The sequence below is a fragment of the Rivularia sp. PCC 7116 genome (assembly GCF_000316665.1).
Classification (GTDB): domain Bacteria; phylum Cyanobacteriota; class Cyanobacteriia; order Cyanobacteriales; family Nostocaceae; genus Rivularia.
Map to the genome: position 1 here is coordinate 8669234 of NC_019678.1, position 17293 is coordinate 8686526.

At 37.5% G+C, this 17293-nt stretch carries 16 protein-coding genes; 6 read left to right on the forward strand and 10 right to left on the reverse strand.

What is annotated here, in order from left to right:
- Positions 1-114: 114 nt before the first annotated feature.
- Positions 115-1035 (forward strand): TIGR01777 family oxidoreductase, encoded by a 921-nt coding sequence (locus RIV7116_RS33255; protein WP_015122747.1) that lies wholly within the window; start codon positions 115-117, stop codon positions 1033-1035.
- Between the two features lie 24 nt (positions 1036-1059).
- Here the strand turns inward: RIV7116_RS33255 and RIV7116_RS33260 are convergent, their stop codons facing one another.
- From RIV7116_RS33260 to RIV7116_RS33270, 3 genes are all read right to left on the reverse strand, one after another.
- Positions 1060-1305 carry a hypothetical protein gene (locus RIV7116_RS33260; RefSeq protein ID WP_044291326.1) on the reverse strand — a complete coding sequence of 82 codons (246 nt, stop codon included), beginning with the start codon at positions 1303-1305 and terminating at the stop codon, positions 1060-1062.
- Between the two features lie 85 nt (positions 1306-1390).
- Complete coding sequence (locus RIV7116_RS33265; RefSeq protein WP_015122749.1) at positions 1391-1810, reverse strand: M48 family metallopeptidase; 420 nt, start codon at positions 1808-1810, stop codon at positions 1391-1393.
- Positions 1811-1899: 89 nt separating this feature from the next.
- Complete coding sequence (locus RIV7116_RS33270) at positions 1900-2256, reverse strand: iron-sulfur cluster assembly accessory protein (RefSeq protein ID WP_015122750.1); 357 nt, start codon at positions 2254-2256, stop codon at positions 1900-1902.
- 556 nt (positions 2257-2812) lie between these two features.
- Between RIV7116_RS33270 and RIV7116_RS33275 the strand changes: the two genes are divergently transcribed.
- From RIV7116_RS33275 to RIV7116_RS33295, 5 genes are all read left to right on the forward strand, one after another.
- On the forward strand, positions 2813-4447 hold the full coding sequence (locus tag RIV7116_RS33275; protein ID WP_015122751.1) for a hypothetical protein: 1635 nt from the start codon (positions 2813-2815) through the stop codon (positions 4445-4447).
- 651 nt (positions 4448-5098) lie between these two features.
- Positions 5099-6280, forward strand: coding sequence for a hypothetical protein (locus tag RIV7116_RS33280; RefSeq protein WP_015122752.1), 1182 nt, complete (start codon positions 5099-5101; stop codon positions 6278-6280).
- A gap of 298 nt (positions 6281-6578) precedes the next feature.
- Positions 6579-6749 (forward strand): CopG family transcriptional regulator, encoded by a 171-nt coding sequence (locus RIV7116_RS33285; RefSeq protein WP_015122753.1) that lies wholly within the window; start codon positions 6579-6581, stop codon positions 6747-6749.
- A gap of 161 nt (positions 6750-6910) precedes the next feature.
- On the forward strand, positions 6911-8371 hold the full coding sequence (gene zds / locus RIV7116_RS33290; RefSeq protein ID WP_015122754.1) for a 9,9'-di-cis-zeta-carotene desaturase: 1461 nt from the start codon (positions 6911-6913) through the stop codon (positions 8369-8371).
- Between the two features lie 59 nt (positions 8372-8430).
- Positions 8431-8880 carry an SRPBCC family protein gene (locus RIV7116_RS33295; protein WP_015122755.1) on the forward strand — a complete coding sequence of 150 codons (450 nt, stop codon included), beginning with the start codon at positions 8431-8433 and terminating at the stop codon, positions 8878-8880.
- Between the two features lie 57 nt (positions 8881-8937).
- On the opposite strand, the gene RIV7116_RS33300 is transcribed toward RIV7116_RS33295, so the two are convergent.
- From RIV7116_RS33300 to RIV7116_RS33330, 7 genes are all read right to left on the reverse strand, one after another.
- Complete coding sequence (locus RIV7116_RS33300; RefSeq protein WP_015122756.1) at positions 8938-9177, reverse strand: 2Fe-2S iron-sulfur cluster binding domain-containing protein; 240 nt, start codon at positions 9175-9177, stop codon at positions 8938-8940.
- A gap of 77 nt (positions 9178-9254) precedes the next feature.
- Positions 9255-10733 carry a cobyric acid synthase CobQ gene (cobQ, locus tag RIV7116_RS33305; protein WP_044291327.1) on the reverse strand — a complete coding sequence of 493 codons (1479 nt, stop codon included), beginning with the start codon at positions 10731-10733 and terminating at the stop codon, positions 9255-9257.
- A gap of 231 nt (positions 10734-10964) precedes the next feature.
- Positions 10965-11369 carry an Npun_F0494 family protein gene (locus tag RIV7116_RS33310; protein WP_015122758.1) on the reverse strand — a complete coding sequence of 135 codons (405 nt, stop codon included), beginning with the start codon at positions 11367-11369 and terminating at the stop codon, positions 10965-10967.
- A gap of 484 nt (positions 11370-11853) precedes the next feature.
- Entirely contained in the window at positions 11854-13476 is a 1623-nt protein-coding gene (locus RIV7116_RS33315) for a hypothetical protein (protein ID WP_015122760.1), read from the reverse strand.
- Between the two features lie 80 nt (positions 13477-13556).
- Positions 13557-14459 (reverse strand): glycosyltransferase family 2 protein, encoded by a 903-nt coding sequence (locus RIV7116_RS33320; protein WP_015122761.1) that lies wholly within the window; start codon positions 14457-14459, stop codon positions 13557-13559.
- A 39-nt stretch (positions 14460-14498) separates the two neighbouring features.
- Positions 14499-16016 (reverse strand): lipopolysaccharide biosynthesis protein, encoded by a 1518-nt coding sequence (locus RIV7116_RS33325; protein ID WP_015122762.1) that lies wholly within the window; start codon positions 16014-16016, stop codon positions 14499-14501.
- 66 nt (positions 16017-16082) lie between these two features.
- A complete protein-coding gene (locus RIV7116_RS33330) occupies positions 16083-17285 on the reverse strand; it encodes a glycosyltransferase family 4 protein (RefSeq protein WP_015122763.1) in 1203 nt (400 codons plus the stop codon).
- Between the last annotated feature and the right edge of the window lie 8 nt (positions 17286-17293).

Genomic DNA, 17293 nt, shown 5'->3' on the forward strand with positions numbered 1-17293 from the left:
GCAATCGTTACAAAATTCTCATTCTGACTCAATATAGTCGTTATGCTTTTTTCCAATATATAGTTTCGGGTTATCAAACCAAGTAAAATAGTGGTTTGGTGCAGGAAAAAAAAGATGAAAGTCGCAATTACGGGAGCAACAGGATTCGTTGGTAGTCGTTTGGTAGAAAGACTGCTGGCTGAGGGTATGAAAATAATGGTCTTAACTCGCGATACCGATGGTGCTCGAAAGGTTTTCCCGAGTAACGCTTATCCGAATGTAGAAATTACTGCTTACACACCTACTGCTTCGGGTAGCTGGCAAAATGAAATCGCAAATTGTGAAGCTATAGTTAATCTTGCGGGAGCGCCTATCAGCGAAGGGCGGTGGACGACAGAACGCAAACAATCAATTTTAAGTAGTCGCAAACTAACCACGCAGAAAATTGTTGAAGCTATTGCCCAGAGTACAACGAAACCAAAAGTATTAGTCAACGCTTCTGCGGTTGGCTACTACGGCACCAGCGAGAACGCCACTTTTGATGAAAATAGTCCTTCTGGTCGAGATTTTTTGGCTCAGGTTTGCCAAGATTGGGAAGCAGAAGCCCAAAAAGTTACCGATAGCGGTGTCAGATTGGTAATTCTAAGATTTGGGATTGTGCTGGGAATGGGTGGTGCTCTTGGTAAAATGATTACCCCATTCAAGCTGTTTGCAGGAGGACCTATCGGTAGTGGCGAACAATGGTTTTCATGGATTCACCTAGACGATATTGTTAATTTAATATTGCGGGCTATAACAACATCCGAAATGTCTGGAGTCTTTAATGCTACTGCTCCCCAGCCAGTTCGCATGGCAGAATTATCTACAACTATGGGTGAAGTCATGAATCGCCCTTCTTGGCTGCCGGTTCCAGCATTTGCAATTGAAGCAATGCTAGGAGATGGGGCTGTAGTTGTTTTAGAAGGTCAAAAAGTTTTACCCCAACGCACGCTGCAAAGTGGTTTTACATATCAGTATTCTGACTTGAAGCCTGCCTTAGAAAACATCCTTAAGTAAGGATAATTAATTAACTCTACATAATTATTGGCGAACTTCTAACTTACGAGAAACCCAACTAGTAATACCGCTCAGAAGTGCCCCAGCCATTAATACACCTATAGCTGGGGTAAATAGAGGTTCCCACAATCTATACCATAAATCTAAACCTAGGGGTATTCCCGTACTGCGACCAATTACTGCTATAACAAACCAGCCAAAGCTAATTAAAACAAGAAAAACGTCGGCAACTAAAACTGTGTTAAGTAAATTCAATAATTTATCTTTCATTTCTTTCTCAGAAATTAAATGGCCCACAGGTAAAAAAATCTGTGGATTGATTACCACAGATGAATCTTATCTTATTTGATTTCAATTAACTGAATAGCCAGTTTTTAACTTTTGCCAAACTTTTCCAATCTGGCTTTCTGCTCAAACCGTCTTCAATACTATTCTTAATCTCCTCTTGCCATTCCTCATTAACCATCATTAACTGCGAAGCAACCTCTATATGGTCTCGCAAACCTTTTTGACCTGTTTCTAACATCGCTGTAGCCAAATTAACCCTTGCTTGCGGGTCTTGGGGGTTTAGTTTTACAGCCTTGAGTGCAGCTTTAGAAGCAAGCTTTGGTTTGCTATCGAGCATATATAACCACGACAAACAAGTCCATGCAGCACTATTTTGAGGTGCACGATCGCAAATTTCTTTAAAAACAGGAACCAACTCGGCTGCATCTGTTCCAGTTTTATAACGTTCTAGAGCTTCATCAAATAGTGATTCAACCGTTTGAGTCATAGTAAAACAACTATTATTCTTCTTCTCAAAAGTCCTTTGTAATTAAATAACTATTTAGGAAAAAACACAAAGTACTTTTACAATTTGCTTTAAACACCAAATGATTTACCACAACCGCAAGTGGTATTCGCATTCGGATTGGTAAACTGGAAACCTCCACCAATCAGCGAATCGCTATAATCAAGCATTAAACCATAAAGATATAATAAACTTTTGCGGTCGCAAACAATTTTGAAACCATCGTAATCAAAGGTATCATCATTATCGCTGATTTGACTGGAGTCTTCAAAATCCATCATGTAGGACATTCCGGAACAGCCGCCTTGACGTACTCCTACCCTTAAGCAGAGTTCCTTACCTTGCTTTTCCTGCAATAATTTGACTTGTCGCAATGCGGCTTCGCTCAATAAAATGCCTTGTTTCTGAGACTCAGTTGCTTGTGTCATCTGTTTAATATCTCCAATAATATGGTTTAACCATCATCGAAAAGGCTGTAATTATGAATTCCGGTTCGGAACTAGAAGATAAAAGTAGTTCCATATTGGTTCACAATAGCCGTAATTGTTCTTTCACTTATTCTAGCGATATTAATGCAGCTCTCGTTTTTCTCAATTGCGATACAAAAATGCTCGTTCACCCTTAGACTATCCGCCAGTTCTGCTCTTTCTGAGATTTCTTTATATAACCTTTTTTTTTGCGTCAACTTATTTAGTACTCCGATACATTAGTTTTGCACTTAGAGCTAGTTTTATCGTCAGGGGATATAGCTGATGAATCAAAATCAAGGAGTTAAGCGAACAGCACCATCACAGTGGGTTTTTATTCTAAAATTGAAAAACTCGACATGTGTATATAAATATTTTTGGAATTCGGCTTTTCGGAAAGGGCAATGTAACGCCACTCTTTAAATACAGGAACAAGGATGATGATAAATTTTGGTCAAATTCTCTTTTTCCTGGAAATAAAAATTTCACAGAATGCTAAAAGTTACAAATCTACTCTATGACAAGTTTAAGTCGCTCTACCATTCGTCGTTTGAAGAAATTACCTCAAATTCCTTCTGTATGGGAAGGCGATCGCCGTCCGTTTTCATCACCAACGACGGGTGAGGAAGATTCACAATCACCAAGCGAATGCATTCTTTGGGTTGATGCTTCCGAAGGAATTGTACGAGGGATGGATGTTGTTAATCCTCAAGTCGGACCAGAAGCTGTCGTTCGTACTTTAATGCGAGCAATAGAAAGTCCCCACAGCCCAGCAAAACCCGCCCGTCCTCAGAAAATTGTAGTCCAAGATCGGGAGATTCAATTTTATTTACGCGGAGTATTGCAAGATATAGATATTGTTATAGATCGAATACCCGAATTACCGTTAATTGATGAATTGTTTCGCGGGTTTTCCGAAGTAATTGACAATCAAATTCCAGATTTACCTCCACAATACGCAAATTTATTACGGAATAAAGCTTTTGCTATTTGGAAATTAGCACCTTGGGAATTTTTAGAAGAACAGCAGATCCTATCAATAGAAATTAATAAATGGGACATTGGAACTCTATACGCTTCCGTGATGGGTATGCTAGGCATGGAGTATGGAGTTTTACTTTACCGTTCTGAAGATTCTCTGAGATATTTCCGCGCTACTGTTTTAAAAGAAGACTCTTCGCAAGAATATTTAGAAGAAGCTTTTCTTAAGCAAGATTGTTTATTCTTGACTTTTGAGCGCGCTTCACAAGGTGATGCACAAGAAGATATATTTACCGATTTGGCAGATTATCCCCTATCGGAAATCAATCCAACTTTTGGTAATATCCATCCCCTTGAAGGAGTTCGTTCTATTTTGTACGAGGAAGAAGCTAAAGTTTCATTAGTAGCTTTAGAAGCTTTATATCGTTTTATTCGCGATCGTCATGTCCATTTAAGCAATGGCTTGTTTCCGTCTTTAAGTCATCGCTATCGTATATCTTTGCCATCTTCTTTAAATTCAACTACCAAATCGCTATCGGTGACTGTAGCGACTCAAACACAGTTAGCTTCGGAATTGGAAGAAATGTCAAATTTTGAAGATGAAGATGAGGACACAGCTTTAAATCCAACCTATACTAGTCTTTCTCTAAGAGATGATTTAATACCGCAAGAATCGTTTTTAAGCTTGGGGATGATTTCTTGGGAAATGTTGGAATATTTAGAAGAAACCTCCAAATATCACAAAGTTGCAGAAATCGCACAAGTAGGTGAAGGTTTACCAGTAATTTTGGTTCAAACCTCTCGCCCAAAAGCGAAAATTATCATTGAATCTATTCAAAAAGACGGCGGGCTTAGTGGAATTTGTTTTAATCCCGGTACCAATCCTTTCGATGGTACATATTACGACTTAGGATTACTACAAACACGAAATCAAGAATTATTCCTTTTTGGTGAATTTGAAAATGACGATCCAGATCATGTAGAAGCGAGACAGAAGTGGAATCAGCGCTGCAAAAATACTAAGGGATATTGCGGTTTGATTATTGCTAGAGGATTAACTGGAGCTTCTCGTGGGAATCCCCAACTACGAGACATGATGGCTTTATTTGAAGCACGTTATCTATCACCAAAGGAATTAGGTGTCGGTACTCTTCAACTGATGCCTCAATAATAAATAATTCTTTTGGGTTTTAATTTAAACTCAACGCGATTAAAATATCTGCTTAGATTATTGAAGAATGTTTTTATACCAGTGGTTTTAACATTCAATCATTAGTTTGTCGCTATCCGGCAATTAAAATGCTGTATGAAATAATGTATTTGAAATTGAGTGATGACTGATTCGCTAGTAACCTGAGTGGGGTGAAACAGTCTGTATTTTAAATATTGCTATTAGTATATGGCAGTTAATTAAATTGTATTTAGAAAAATAATTTTAGTTACGAACTTTAATACCGTATCAACCTCTTTCTAAATATAGGGAGAGGTCTTTTAGTTATATTCATGCAAGATTGAAATATAATTTTATGCTTATAAATGTTCAGTAATTTTAAAATATACTATATCTTTAAAGTTGATATTAATGAACAAATGTATGCTAATTACATATATTATCTGATTGTAATTTGACGTTATTTTTTTTTTGAATGAAGTCTTTACAGAACACATGTAATGGCTTTATAAAGATAAAAAACATCAAAAAAAATTGATATTCAATAAAGATTAAGTGAAGAGAAAATTTATTTAAAAAAAATAGATATACAATCGAGAAATCAGTAACTTGATAGTTTTATAGAAAATATGTTTATAAATTGTTATTCATATGTACGAATACTTAGGGAATAATTCAAGCGTTTATAAAAAGCAAATAAACAATGCCAGTGTTGAATCTTTAGGAGTGCAGTGGGCAAAAAAATATTTGCAAAATCTTGACGCTGATTCTGTGGCTTTTGGCTATAGTAAACCTGCTGAGTGCCAGAATTTGAAAGTAGTTACTTCCCCAGATCGGCGAGAAATAACAGCGCAAAAGCTTAAATCATCCATGCGAAATGTTAGTTTGCAAGCTTGGAACAAAACTGAGAAATTGCTATCTAAACAGCTAAAAAGACATCGTATCAAAACAGAGTTGATCGATCCGTGGGAAATTACAAGAGATTCTTGCAAAATTTACGAAAAATCCTTGGATGTTTACATGCGCGCAGCACCAGGCGAACCATCTATGGTAAGTGAATTAGCCTCTAAAGAAGAATCACGAGCTTCGCCTGAAGATCCAATATATGCCCAACGGCTTGCTCCCAATCAATTAACAAAAGCTATTAGTTCTTCCCTTGGAGACTTAAGACAAAAATACACGCAAAAAGATCCTAGAGTAATTGGCTTTGTAAGTATGCAGTTTCATTACACCGGTCAAATGCTTTTACATTTACTTTCTGGCATTGAACAAAGCATACTTAGCACTTACTTCAAAGTTGTTGACGATCATTTATATATGCCGTTGCAACGTGCTTACATGGCAGCAGCAAAACTTGATTCCGATTCCGTGGCTTTAAGTGCTGTAAGAAATCTATTACCAATTAGTACTCATATTGCCAAGAGAATTACTAGAAAAGTAATTGAGCTATATCCAGCTTATCGCTCTTATTCTGGCAAATTAAATAACCACAAAGTTATTATTTCTAGTCTCTGGGACGTGGAAATGTTTCAGGTGTACTTGTGGGTATGTGTTCTAGAAGGAAATATAGCTGCTATTGCACATGAATTATTTCCTTTATGTGTAATGCTTTATCCAACTCTAAAAATAAGTTGGGAAATAATTAGCCAAATGCTGCATCTATTAGGACAGGAAATTAGCGAACGCCTCAATACCGAACAAGCTAATACTTTGATGCCATATTTTCAGGTACTTTGGCATATGTTTTCTCCGGAAGTATTTGGCGAAAATATTTGCAAGATAGAATTAAATACTTATGACGAGATAAAAACTTGTAAACCGTTATTTGCTTAACAGTAAATCTCTCTCATAAATTTATACAATTTATTTCTATCACCTGGTTGTAAGATAACTTTTTAAGTTAATCTTCTGTAGGCAATCAATCTACCTTCAAATGAACTAACCTTCCTTAATTGATAAATAATGGTATCGACCCAACCGTTGCTTTCACTAATATTGTGAGGAAACTAAACTTTACTTTTTGTATTAATACAAATCTTGTTTACTTCTAGCAACTTTGATAGGATTGTCGCTCTCATTATTTATTTTGATTCCTTTCATGATGTCAATATACAGCAGATAACACTACACAATGACCAATAAGAAATGGGCTGTAAAACGTATAACAGTCAATCTCGCAGCACAAGAAGCGGACAAACTGGAAAAATATTGCCAGCAAACTGGCAGACCTGCTACAGATGTAATTCGAGAATTAATCCGAGGTTTGTCTATATCGGGAGAAAATAAAGATGTAGCAGGTTAAAGCTAGTGGGCAAAAGCAAATTTTATTCTTCTTGAACGGTTGAAGATGATCGAAATGTAGAGCTTTCAATCTGTATGTTCTACATTATTATTTTATGCATGGCAAATTCTGACACCAACTCAGTTACAATCGTTTAAAGATGCTCAATCAAAAAAAACGGAATGCGAGTTGCAATCGTAGGTGCGGGACTAGCCGGTTTATCATGTGCTGTAGATTTAGCAGATGCCGGTTGTGAAATCCAAATTTTCGAGTCTCGCCCATTTATCGGTGGGAAAGTAGGTAGTTGGATTGATAGTGATGGCAATCACCTGGAAATGGGATTGCATGTATTTTTCGGGTGCTACTATCAATTGTTTGATTTGATGAAAAAAGTGGGTGCATTTAAACACTTACGTTCAAAAGAACATATCCATAACTTTATCAATGAAGGTGGGCGAACCGGCGCTTTAGATTTTCGCTTCCTCACTGGCGCTCCCTTCAATGGATTAAAAGCTTTTTTTACCACTTCTCAATTGTCATTTCAGGACAAGCTGCAAAATTCTCTGGCATTAGGAACAAGCCCGGTTGTAAGAGGCTTGGTTGACTTTGAAGGTGCCATGAGAACTATTCGTGACTTAGATAAAGTAAGCTTTGCAGATTGGTTCCGCAGTCACGGTGGAAACAATGGAAGTATCGAACGGATGTGGAATCCTATCGCTTATGCTTTAGGTTTTATCGATTGCGAAAATATGTCAGCTCGCTGCATGTTGACTATATTTCAGCTATTCGCAGCCAGAACTGAAGCTTCAAAACTGCGGATGCTTGAAGGTTCTCCTCAAGAGTACTTGCACAAACCAATTGTGAATTATCTAGAAGAGAGGGGAACCAAAATTCATACTCGCCGCCAAGTACGAAAAATCAATTTTAGCGAACAAGCGGGTGTAGCCCAGGTAGATGGATTAGTTGTTGCAAATGGCGATACTGAAGAACATATCACCGCCGATGCTTACATTGGTGCTTGTGACGTACCTGGAATTACTCGTTTAATTCCTTCAGAATGGCGTAAATGGTCAGAATTTGACAACATTTACAAATTGGATGCCGTACCCGTCGCCACAGTGCAATTGCGCTTCGATGGCTGGGTTACAGAAATGCAGGACGCTCAAAAACGCAAGCAGCTCGAAGAAGCTGTGGGAATAGATAATTTGCTGTATACCCCCGATGCTGACTTTTCTTGCTTTGCTGATTTAGCTTTAACCAGCCCATCTGATTATTATCGAGAAGGAAGTGGCTCTTTAATGCAACTGGTATTAACGCCGGGAGACCCCTTTATTAAGAAAAGTAATGAAGATATAGCGAAACACGTCTTAGCTCAAGTACACAAGCTATTTCCTTCCTCCCGAGAATTAAATATGACTTGGTACAGTGTCGTAAAGTTGGCTCAGTCTTTGTACCGAGAAGCACCAGGAATGGATGTCTATCGTCCTCCGCAAAAAACTCCTATAGAAAACTTCTTTCTGGCGGGTAGCTATACTCAACAAGATTATATCGATAGTATGGAAGGAGCGACTATTTCGGGCAGGCGTGCAGCAAAGGTTGTTTTGGAGAACATGAAAACCAATCGTAGCGCAGTTGTTCTTTAGAAAGTTATTAATAAATGCCTTCAAGAGTTCCAAATCAAAAATTAGGATAATAATAAGGAATGGCTAACTGGTTGGAGCATACCGTACAAGTAGAGGTAGAAGCTCCTATAGATAGAGTATGGGGTATGTGGTCGGATTTAGAGCAGATGCCTCGCTGGATGAAATGGATTGATTCAGTCAAAATTCTTGAAGACAATCCGGAATTATCGCTGTGGAAATTGGATACTGGTGGATTTAATTTTAGCTGGCGATCGCGCATTGTAAAAGTGATTCCCAATCAGATCATCCAGTGGGAATCAGTTGATGGTTTGCCTAATAGAGGCGCAATTAGATTTTACGACCGTCACAATAGTAGTATTGTCAAACTAACCGTTGGTTATGCTATACCGGGTATTATTGGCAAAATCATGGATAATCTATTTCTTGGACGGGTTGTAGAAACTACATTGCAAGAAAATTTGGAAAGGTTTAAGGAATACGCCCAAACTGGGATTAGTCCGCTCGAATAGCTAAAAGGCTTTTCGTAAAGAAAAAGTAAACGGGCGTAGCAGCTTAATTGAGGTTATTTACCAAGTAGGATCGGTAAATATATTAATTGTTAATTCTTCTTTACCTGCTGGAACAGAACTGATGCAAGCGCGGATAATATCTCCATCTTTAACCTCAACCGTACAAGCATGACAAGAACCCATTAAACAACCCGTAGGAATCAATACCCCTGCTCTATCGGCGACATCAAGTAAAGGTTCTCCGGCTTGGGCATCAACCGTAACATCATCCGGCAAAAAGTGGACTTTAACGCTCATGTTCAGAGATTAATGAAACTATGACAAAGTAGTTAGCAGTTAGTTTGATGGACTAACAACTAACCACCAACCATTAACTACGATAACAAAACGCTTAAGTCTAAATAGCGTTCTACATTTACTGCCAAAGAATCTAATAATTTTTCCCTTTGCTCGCGGTAGTTAGGAACACCAGTAGGTAGAGATTTTAAACCGCGCTGCTGCCGCAAACGATTTAGCCAAGCGCGTCGCCAAGGACCGTTGTCAAACATACCATGAAGATAAGTACCCCACACTGATTGACACTTATCTACCAAACCCAAATTAATGTCGTCAAATAAAGGCTCGAAACCTTGAGCAGCAGGACCTTGAGTTTCAATTCGCGAACGTCCTTGGTGAATTTCAAACCCATGAACCGGCAAGCCAGTTTGAGGAAAATTAGAAGTAACTTGCCGCTGTCTGGCGATTTTCTGCCCGGTGATTACGCTTTTTACAGGTAGTAATCCCAAGCCTCCAAATCTACCGGCTTGTCCTTCTATCCCTTCTGGATCGGCTATCATCTGACCCAAAATTTGAAAACCACCACAGATTCCGAGTACGGTACCACCGGCTGCGGCATAATTTTGGATTTGTTCGGCCATTCCCGTTCTTTGCAGCATTAATAAGTCAGGTATAGTAGTTTTAGTCCCTGGAAGAATTACTGCATCCGGATGTCCTAGCTCGTGCTTTGGACTCAAGTATTTGACGCCAACGCTGGGTTCTGACTCTAATGGGTCAAAATCGGTAAAATTAGCGATTCTTGGTAGTTTAACTACCGAAATATTTAGTTCACCGTTAAATTTACGAGGTTTTCTTTCCAATAAATCCAGCGAGTCTTCGGCGGGGAATACTTGTTCTAAGTAAGGGATAACTCCTACTACTGGAATACCCGTCTTTTCTTCAAGCCATTTAATTCCTGGTTCTAATATCGAACGCTGCCCCCGGAATTTATTAATTACGATACCTTTGATTAAAGCTCTTTCTTCTGGTTCCAATAATTCCAAAGTACCGACAACGTGAGCAAAAGCTCCACCTCGTTCGATGTCAACAACTAATAGAGTCATAGCGTTTAAATGCTTGGCAACTCGCATATTAGTTAAATCGCGGTGCTTAAGATTTATTTCCGCTGGACTTCCGGCTCCTTCGCAAACTAATAAATCAAATTCCGTTCCTAGATTATGTAGGGATTCCTCAATGGCTCTCCATCCCAAGTCAAAATATTGCTCGTAATAATCTGTAGCGCTGACTTTTCCTACAGCTTTGCCCTTGATAATTACTTGGGAAGTCATATCTCCTTGGGGCTTGAGTAAAACTGGATTCATTTCGATCCAAGGAACTACTCCAGCAGCCCAAGCTTGTACCGCTTGTGCATAGCCAATTTCTCCTCCATTGGCTGTAACATAAGCATTGTTAGCCATATTTTGACCTTTAAAGGGAGCCACTCGCCAACCACGTCGTGATAATATACGACATATTGCAGCGCATAAGAGTGATTTCCCTGCGTGGGATGTTGTCCCCACTACCATAATTGATTTCATAGTTAGCTATTATTTTTGTTTATCGGACTTATTGAGTTAAAGTATGAAGCCAGGGAAAAAATGGCATTAATGACTAAAGGGTTAGTTACACTTAGTCTTCGCCATTAAATCCCGTTCAAAATGAAGATGAATTTATATTCGGACTTATATACACTTCATAAAGGGAGTAGAGGCTTCAGTAATTATTGTTCCCTTATCAACCTCACTCCTAACTTTTACTTACCTAATTAATTAAAAAGGTAATCTAAATATACGTATTAATGCATTCAGCAGGCGATCGCCAATTGTTGGAACACCCCAAGATTGGAATGATGCATCTTCTACGAGTTGACGACCTAAAGGAGTTAAGCGAAAACTATCTGTAATTCCTTGTCCATCGACTTCACGCCGTAGTAAACCAACTTCAATCAACCATAACAAAGCATTATCAGCCGCCAACTCCGATAAAGAACGTTTAGTGTAGTTATTTTTCAGACCATTTAACCCAGAAATTTCACTCATAGCTACACGCTCTGAAAGCATTTGTTCAAACAAGCTTAACTTAAAAGGTGAACATCTTAACGCCCGGATAGCTCGTTTTTGGGTGAAATCAGTATAAGCAAATTTCTTTTGAGTTTGTGAATCTACAGCACGCATTTTAGCTATATTGGCATAATTTTTACTTACTATATTAATAGTAATGTTTTTTTTATTTACTAAACTTTTTATCTTACAGGATTAAGAATACAGGGTAGGGAGATATCCGGAGGAAGGAACATGCACATTGTCGCAAGTGGTGTAGGTGTTGTTCTCCTGGCAAGGAGATTAATTCTCACAAATTAACTTGATTGTAAATGTAATATTTAGTAATATTTGCCTATCAAATTTACAATTATGTTACTAACTCTGTTGTAAAACAACTGCAATGTATTTCTTGCGGAAACGAAGAAAGGTTTAAAAACTTCACTTCTCTTGTAGAAAATGATAGGTTCTGGTTAGGGAATAGGGAAGAGGAAGGCATTAAGTTTAAGTGTAAATTTAAAGCATTTAAATGTTTTCGAGAGATATCTATCCCTTTGATATGATGAATAAACAATAAACTAAGATAATAGATATACAGCATTTTTGCCGATTAAGTGCTTTATTTCTGAATATTTTCTATTATATATATATAGTAGTTTTCTTCCGCAACTATAGCGTTACTAAATTGACCGACTAAACTAATTTTTAATATTTGAGACTTAATGTTGAGAGGATAGCCTAATATTAAAAGATTTTCTCTGGAATTATTTGCAGCTAAATTTTCTACTTTCTCAATTAGCTCTGATTGATTTTGAATAAATTTAACTTTAGGATTGAAGAAAAAGCTTCCTAATTTATCGTATGCTAGATAAAATATTTTTTTATCTAAATAAGCAGAAATAGGTGAGACGATTGTATCTCTGTCGGCAAGAATAAATTTATCGCTTAAGTTTTGCTTTTGAATAAAATTTGCGGCTGCTTGACTTTTAGAAAAAGGGTAAATCAAATCCATGCTATAGGCATATAAACCAGATAACATTTGAATTAGTAAAATCACTGCGATCGCTTTTTTCTGATATTTATGGGAAAAATGAGTTATTCGTCGAAAATATTTCGATATAATATCAGATTTATCGGATAATTTACTTATCCATAGACAAGCGATAAAAAGAATGAACAAATTACCATGATGCCTTAAAGTTCCTTGCCATTTCAACCATGTAAATAAAATTATGCCAAAAGTACCTGATAAGTATAGTAATAAGACTTTTGGTGTTTGAATAAATATAAATATTGAGAAACATAACAGGAGCAAAGAAAAGAATGAAGACGAGAATCTCATTAAGCTGAAGTTAGACATGATGTTATCGCTCCAGAAATGATATTTGAGAAAATTAGGAATAGGGAGATAGCTATTAAAAATTGCTCTGATACTATAATTTAACCGTTTTAAAATAATTAATATTAAATCAGGCTTGGGTGCAACTGTATCTTCACCTGCACTTTGACTTACACTTTTATTGATATCGTTCGCAGTATCTAGTATCGCAACTGGAATTAATTGAAAAATTGAGAAGGATATACCTAAAATTATTATTATGAAACCTATTTTTAGATATTTTTGTTGTCGGCGATTTAATTGATTTTTTTGTTTAAAATTTTTATCGACTAAATCAATCATTAAAGTAGCAGTTAAACATAAAGAAATTAGTAGAGAATAAATATTTGTATTTGCTAAGAACGCTAAGGTTGAAGAGATAGCAATGTAGTTTCTATTTTTGCTAGTAAACAGGTAGCAAAATAGTAGAACTAAGAATAAACCTAAATTATAGTTTCTACTAATGAGATTATATTCAAACAGTGAAAAATAGCTAAAACTAAGAAAAGTTTTTTGTAAAATATTGAAAGGTGAAAATTTAACAATCAGATAGACAGAGGCAGTAGCAATCAGTATGTGAAATAACTGCATCGCAAAGGGATTATGAGTAAATTTGGCAATTATAAACAAACATAAATGCCATAAGCCTTGATGTCCTTCATATTTTAAATTTTGATATAAGTCAATTAGAGTCGAAGAGTCTCTCGCAATTAGCCATGCTTGAGTTTCATCGCGCCACATTTCATGATTAATAATGCCAATTAAACTCACAATAAAAAAGATTGCAATTAGGCAGTTAGAATAAGATAGATATTTTGAAAAAAAAATACTCTTTTTAGCCGGTTTTTTTTGAATAGTGGTCATTGCGAATAATTCCCATATCGTTAATTGAATAGTTAATTTAAAAATACGCCTACGTCGCCAATGTATTTAATTAAATGGCTTCAATTACTAGTTTGACGAGTTCTTTCCCAGAAAAATCCCGTAACTCCGGCAACTTGAGAGATAAATAATAAGGCAGATAATAATAATTTCGGTTGAGGTGTTGGTTGCGACAGCGGATACTTTAATAAATTTAAGTAAAATGAAATGGGTTCGACTTTAATTTCCCTATGGGCACGTTTAGCACGAACTTGATGAAAGCAGAAAGCACCGCGCCCGTAAAAAAAGTGTTGTTTCCAATAGCTTGATAACGTCAATTTGTGGGCGTGATAAACTTCAACTTCCGGTGCGTAAACCATTTTTTTGCCGTATTGCAGCCAGCGATCGCACAATTCCCTGTCTTCTGCTGCGGCTCTTGGATAGGTTGTATCGAAGCCACCGATGTTATCAAAGAGTTTTGTTGATACGGCAATATTATTAGAGGCGAAGAAGGTTGCTTTTTGAGGGTTCTTGTTGTAATAGCTGTAGAGGTAGTTAATCAATTCCTGAGATGCGGTAGAAAATGGATTATCGGCAAGTATATTGATGGTTTTTCCTCCAATCAAGCAATCGGGGGCATTGACAAATTTATCTGCTAATGTTTTTAACCAGTCTTGTGCTGGTTTACAATCATCATCAGTAAAGGCAAGAAACTCTCCTTTCGCTTGTTTAGCACCTGTATTGCGAGCAGTTGCAGGACCAGCATTTTCTTGTTTAAGTAATGTAATTTCTAACTGATGTTTGAAAGGTTCTACGACTGATTCGAGTGAAATTTTACTACCATCATCAACTACCACAACTTCAAAGCAATCGCGGGGATATTCTAATTTGGTCAATGATTCCAGGCAATCTGATAATCTTTCAGGACGATTGTAAGTAGGAATTACGATAGATATAAATGGTGTATTGATTCTCAAGTTATTCATGTGTTTTTTATGGTTTATCGATGATTTATATTTTCAGATTTAATTAGATTTATGACGTAATTGTTTGATATTTAGTAAGACTTCTGCTGCCGATTGTCTTCCTCCAGGAAATACAAACCAAAAGCAAATATAAATAATAGAAAATATAATTAAACTTACAAATAAATTAACTATCAAATTATCAAAGCTAAGCAAAAATTGTTTGCATAGATATAAGACAAATGCAGCACTAATAGAAGAAAATGCTGGACAACTTACTGCGGTAAGAAAATCTGTTGCTGTCAAAGGTGATGTTTTCAAACAAAATGCCACCGATGGATAAGTCAATAAACATATTGCGGTAGTGTAGCCAGCCCCAACCCCAAAAGCTCCCCATTGAGAACCAATTACCACTGCTAAAATTACTACTGGTGTGTGAATCAGCCCCCAACGGAACTGCTGCTGAGTTTGTCCTGCTGATATATAAAGCCATTTCGTCACTCGGTACATACTGCCAACGAATACCGCAATGCATAAGACTCGAAACAGGGGAACAGCTTCCAACCATTGATTCCCTAAGAGTAATAGCAGCAGCTTACGAGCTTCTACAAAGGAAAAAGCTAAAGCTGGCATACATAAACCAAACAGCAACATTAAGACTTTACGACAGTAACTGCGATATAAATTTTGATCGTGGAGAGTACGGCTAAAGCTGGAAACAGCAACATCAAAAAGTGAGAAGTAAACCTGTTGAAAAGGAAAATAAGACCATTTATAAGCAACTTGATAAAAACCTAGAGCAGTTGCTCCACTTAAATAACCTATGAGTATTCGGTCTAATTGCATACCAATACGCATCAGAAACCGAAAACCTGTAAGGTGCGCTCCATAAGATAAAATTGCTTGTAAATTACTATCTCTGTGATTGTTTGTATGCTTTTTAATCTGTTTTTCTGGTAGCCAAGGGCAGATAATTAAATAACCAATGCTTTGTACAAGCTGCATAACAACTAGTTGCAACACTAGAGCCAAATATCCCCAACCTTCGTAAGCTGCCACAATGGCGATCGCTGCCGCCAAAATCAGCGAAACAACTTCAATTGTTGTCAGTATGCCGAAACGCATCTGTCGCTTTAACAGTGATTTATGCACAAATGTTAAACAGACAGCCGCAAAGCCCAAAGTAATTAAAAGAGTGATTCCAATTAATTCCTCTTCTCCATAGAAATTGGCAAGAATCCAAGCCATAATTACCATCAAGGCTACAACTACGGCATTAATTTTTAAAGATAGCCAGAAGCTAGCGCTCAGTTGTTGGTTATCGAGTTCTTCTCGTTGTACGGTAGCTGTCTCTAAACCAAAATTACTTAAGCTGTCAGCCAGAGAAAGCAGAGGCGCAACCATTGCCACCAAGCCGAAGTCTGCCGGTGTTAAGATGCGAGCAAGTATAGCAGTTGAGCCAATTCCCAAAGCAAGTTTAATTGGTTGAGCCGCAAAGCTGATTAAACCAGATAAAAGTGAGCGACGTTTAAGATCGGCACGGAGATTATCGGTATTTAAATGACGATAATTTTTCAATATTCAAATGCCTTGATGACAATATTTATGAGAAGATTTAATTTATTAATTTATTAGTTGAACTGATTAACAGACTAGCTTTTGACTGCTTTCAACACTAATTTCTTGATAAATATCGAGGAAACTTTGGGTACGTTGTTCTTCGCTAAACTCTTGCATTGCTCGCTCGCGCCCAGCTTCTCCCATTGCTTCTGCTAATTCGCGGTTGCTAAGCAACTTTAATAAAGCATCTGCAAGAGCGTCAACATCTCCGGGTGGCACTAAAAAACCCGTCTTATTATTGCTAACAATTTCTGGTTGTGCCCCGGTAGCACTAGCAATAACTGCGGTACCTCGCATCATTGCCTCTGTGGTAACATTGCCAAAAGGTTCCGCCCACAATGAAGGTATTACTTGTACCCAAGCCAAATCAAAGTGCTGCTCCAATTCTTGACGCGATATATGTCCCAACCATTTGACGCTTTTTGTAGCCTTTAATTGTTCAGCTAATAGTTTTAAATTATCAAATTCAACTCCTTGCCCTGCAATAACTAATTCAGCTAACGGTATACGTTGCTTAACTCTGGCAAATGCCTTTAATAAAACGTCAATTCCTTTTTCTGAGACTAACCTGCCAGCAAAGGCAACAGTCGGTGGTTCGCTTAAAGGCGGACGTTGCGGACGCTTTCGCACACCATTGTGAACTACTTTAACCGGCTTAATTCCTTCTGCTTCTAAATTTGCTTTCATTGCATGACTCAGAGCCACAACTGCATCAAAAGCATGTCGCCAATGCAACCACAACTGTCGCTGTAACATATACATAACCCAAGACTGTGGTGTCAGACAACCATGATGCAAGCAAGCTTTTCCAGCAGTGTATCTACAAGGGCTGCCATCGGGGAGTAGCTTAGTTCCCATAGGACAAATGGCTTTATATACCGCTGTTTGGTAAAGACAAGGAACTTCTTCAAGTAGCGGGAGAATCAAGGGTGAAAGTTGCCACATAAACATCCGCACGTGCACAACATCCGGTTGAAATTCATCTAAAACACGGCGCAAATTTAGATAAGCAGAAATATTAGCCGTTTGGGAAACTACTTGAAATAGACTATTCGTGCCAAAACAACTATATTCCGAAAGCAAAGGACTATCAGCTACTGGTTTCGCTTCACTAGAAAACAAACGTACATCGTGAGACAAAGAACGCAAGTTATCCCGGAGGGAAAGCATTTGTGTTTCTGCACCTCCGGTAGCTGTTCCTACGTCATTAAGCAGAAGAATCTTCATCAGTTTTT

Bases quoted from the DNA above. Each gene is read 5' to 3' on its own strand.
- RIV7116_RS33255 (WP_015122747.1), top strand. From the start codon at position 115: ATGAAAGTCGCAATTACGGGAGCAACAGGATTCGTTGGTAGTCGTTTG.
- RIV7116_RS33260 (WP_044291326.1), bottom strand. From the start codon at position 1,305: ATGAAAGATAAATTATTGAATTTACTTAACACAGTTTTAGTTGCCGAC.
- RIV7116_RS33265 (WP_015122749.1), bottom strand. From the start codon at position 1,810: ATGACTCAAACGGTTGAATCACTATTTGATGAAGCTCTAGAACGTTAT.
- RIV7116_RS33270 (WP_015122750.1), bottom strand. From the start codon at position 2,256: ATGACACAAGCAACTGAGTCTCAGAAACAAGGCATTTTATTGAGCGAA.
- RIV7116_RS33275 (WP_015122751.1), top strand. From the start codon at position 2,813: ATGACAAGTTTAAGTCGCTCTACCATTCGTCGTTTGAAGAAATTACCT.
- RIV7116_RS33280 (WP_015122752.1), top strand. From the start codon at position 5,099: ATGTACGAATACTTAGGGAATAATTCAAGCGTTTATAAAAAGCAAATA.
- RIV7116_RS33285 (WP_015122753.1), top strand. From the start codon at position 6,579: ATGACCAATAAGAAATGGGCTGTAAAACGTATAACAGTCAATCTCGCA.
- zds (WP_015122754.1), top strand. From the start codon at position 6,911: ATGCGAGTTGCAATCGTAGGTGCGGGACTAGCCGGTTTATCATGTGCT.
- RIV7116_RS33295 (WP_015122755.1), top strand. From the start codon at position 8,431: ATGGCTAACTGGTTGGAGCATACCGTACAAGTAGAGGTAGAAGCTCCT.
- RIV7116_RS33300 (WP_015122756.1), bottom strand. From the start codon at position 9,177: ATGAGCGTTAAAGTCCACTTTTTGCCGGATGATGTTACGGTTGATGCC.
- cobQ (WP_044291327.1), bottom strand. From the start codon at position 10,733: ATGAAATCAATTATGGTAGTGGGGACAACATCCCACGCAGGGAAATCA.
- RIV7116_RS33310 (WP_015122758.1), bottom strand. From the start codon at position 11,369: ATGCGTGCTGTAGATTCACAAACTCAAAAGAAATTTGCTTATACTGAT.
- RIV7116_RS33315 (WP_015122760.1), bottom strand. From the start codon at position 13,476: ATGACCACTATTCAAAAAAAACCGGCTAAAAAGAGTATTTTTTTTTCA.
- RIV7116_RS33320 (WP_015122761.1), bottom strand. From the start codon at position 14,459: ATGAATAACTTGAGAATCAATACACCATTTATATCTATCGTAATTCCT.
- RIV7116_RS33330 (WP_015122763.1), bottom strand. From the start codon at position 17,285: ATGAAGATTCTTCTGCTTAATGACGTAGGAACAGCTACCGGAGGTGCA.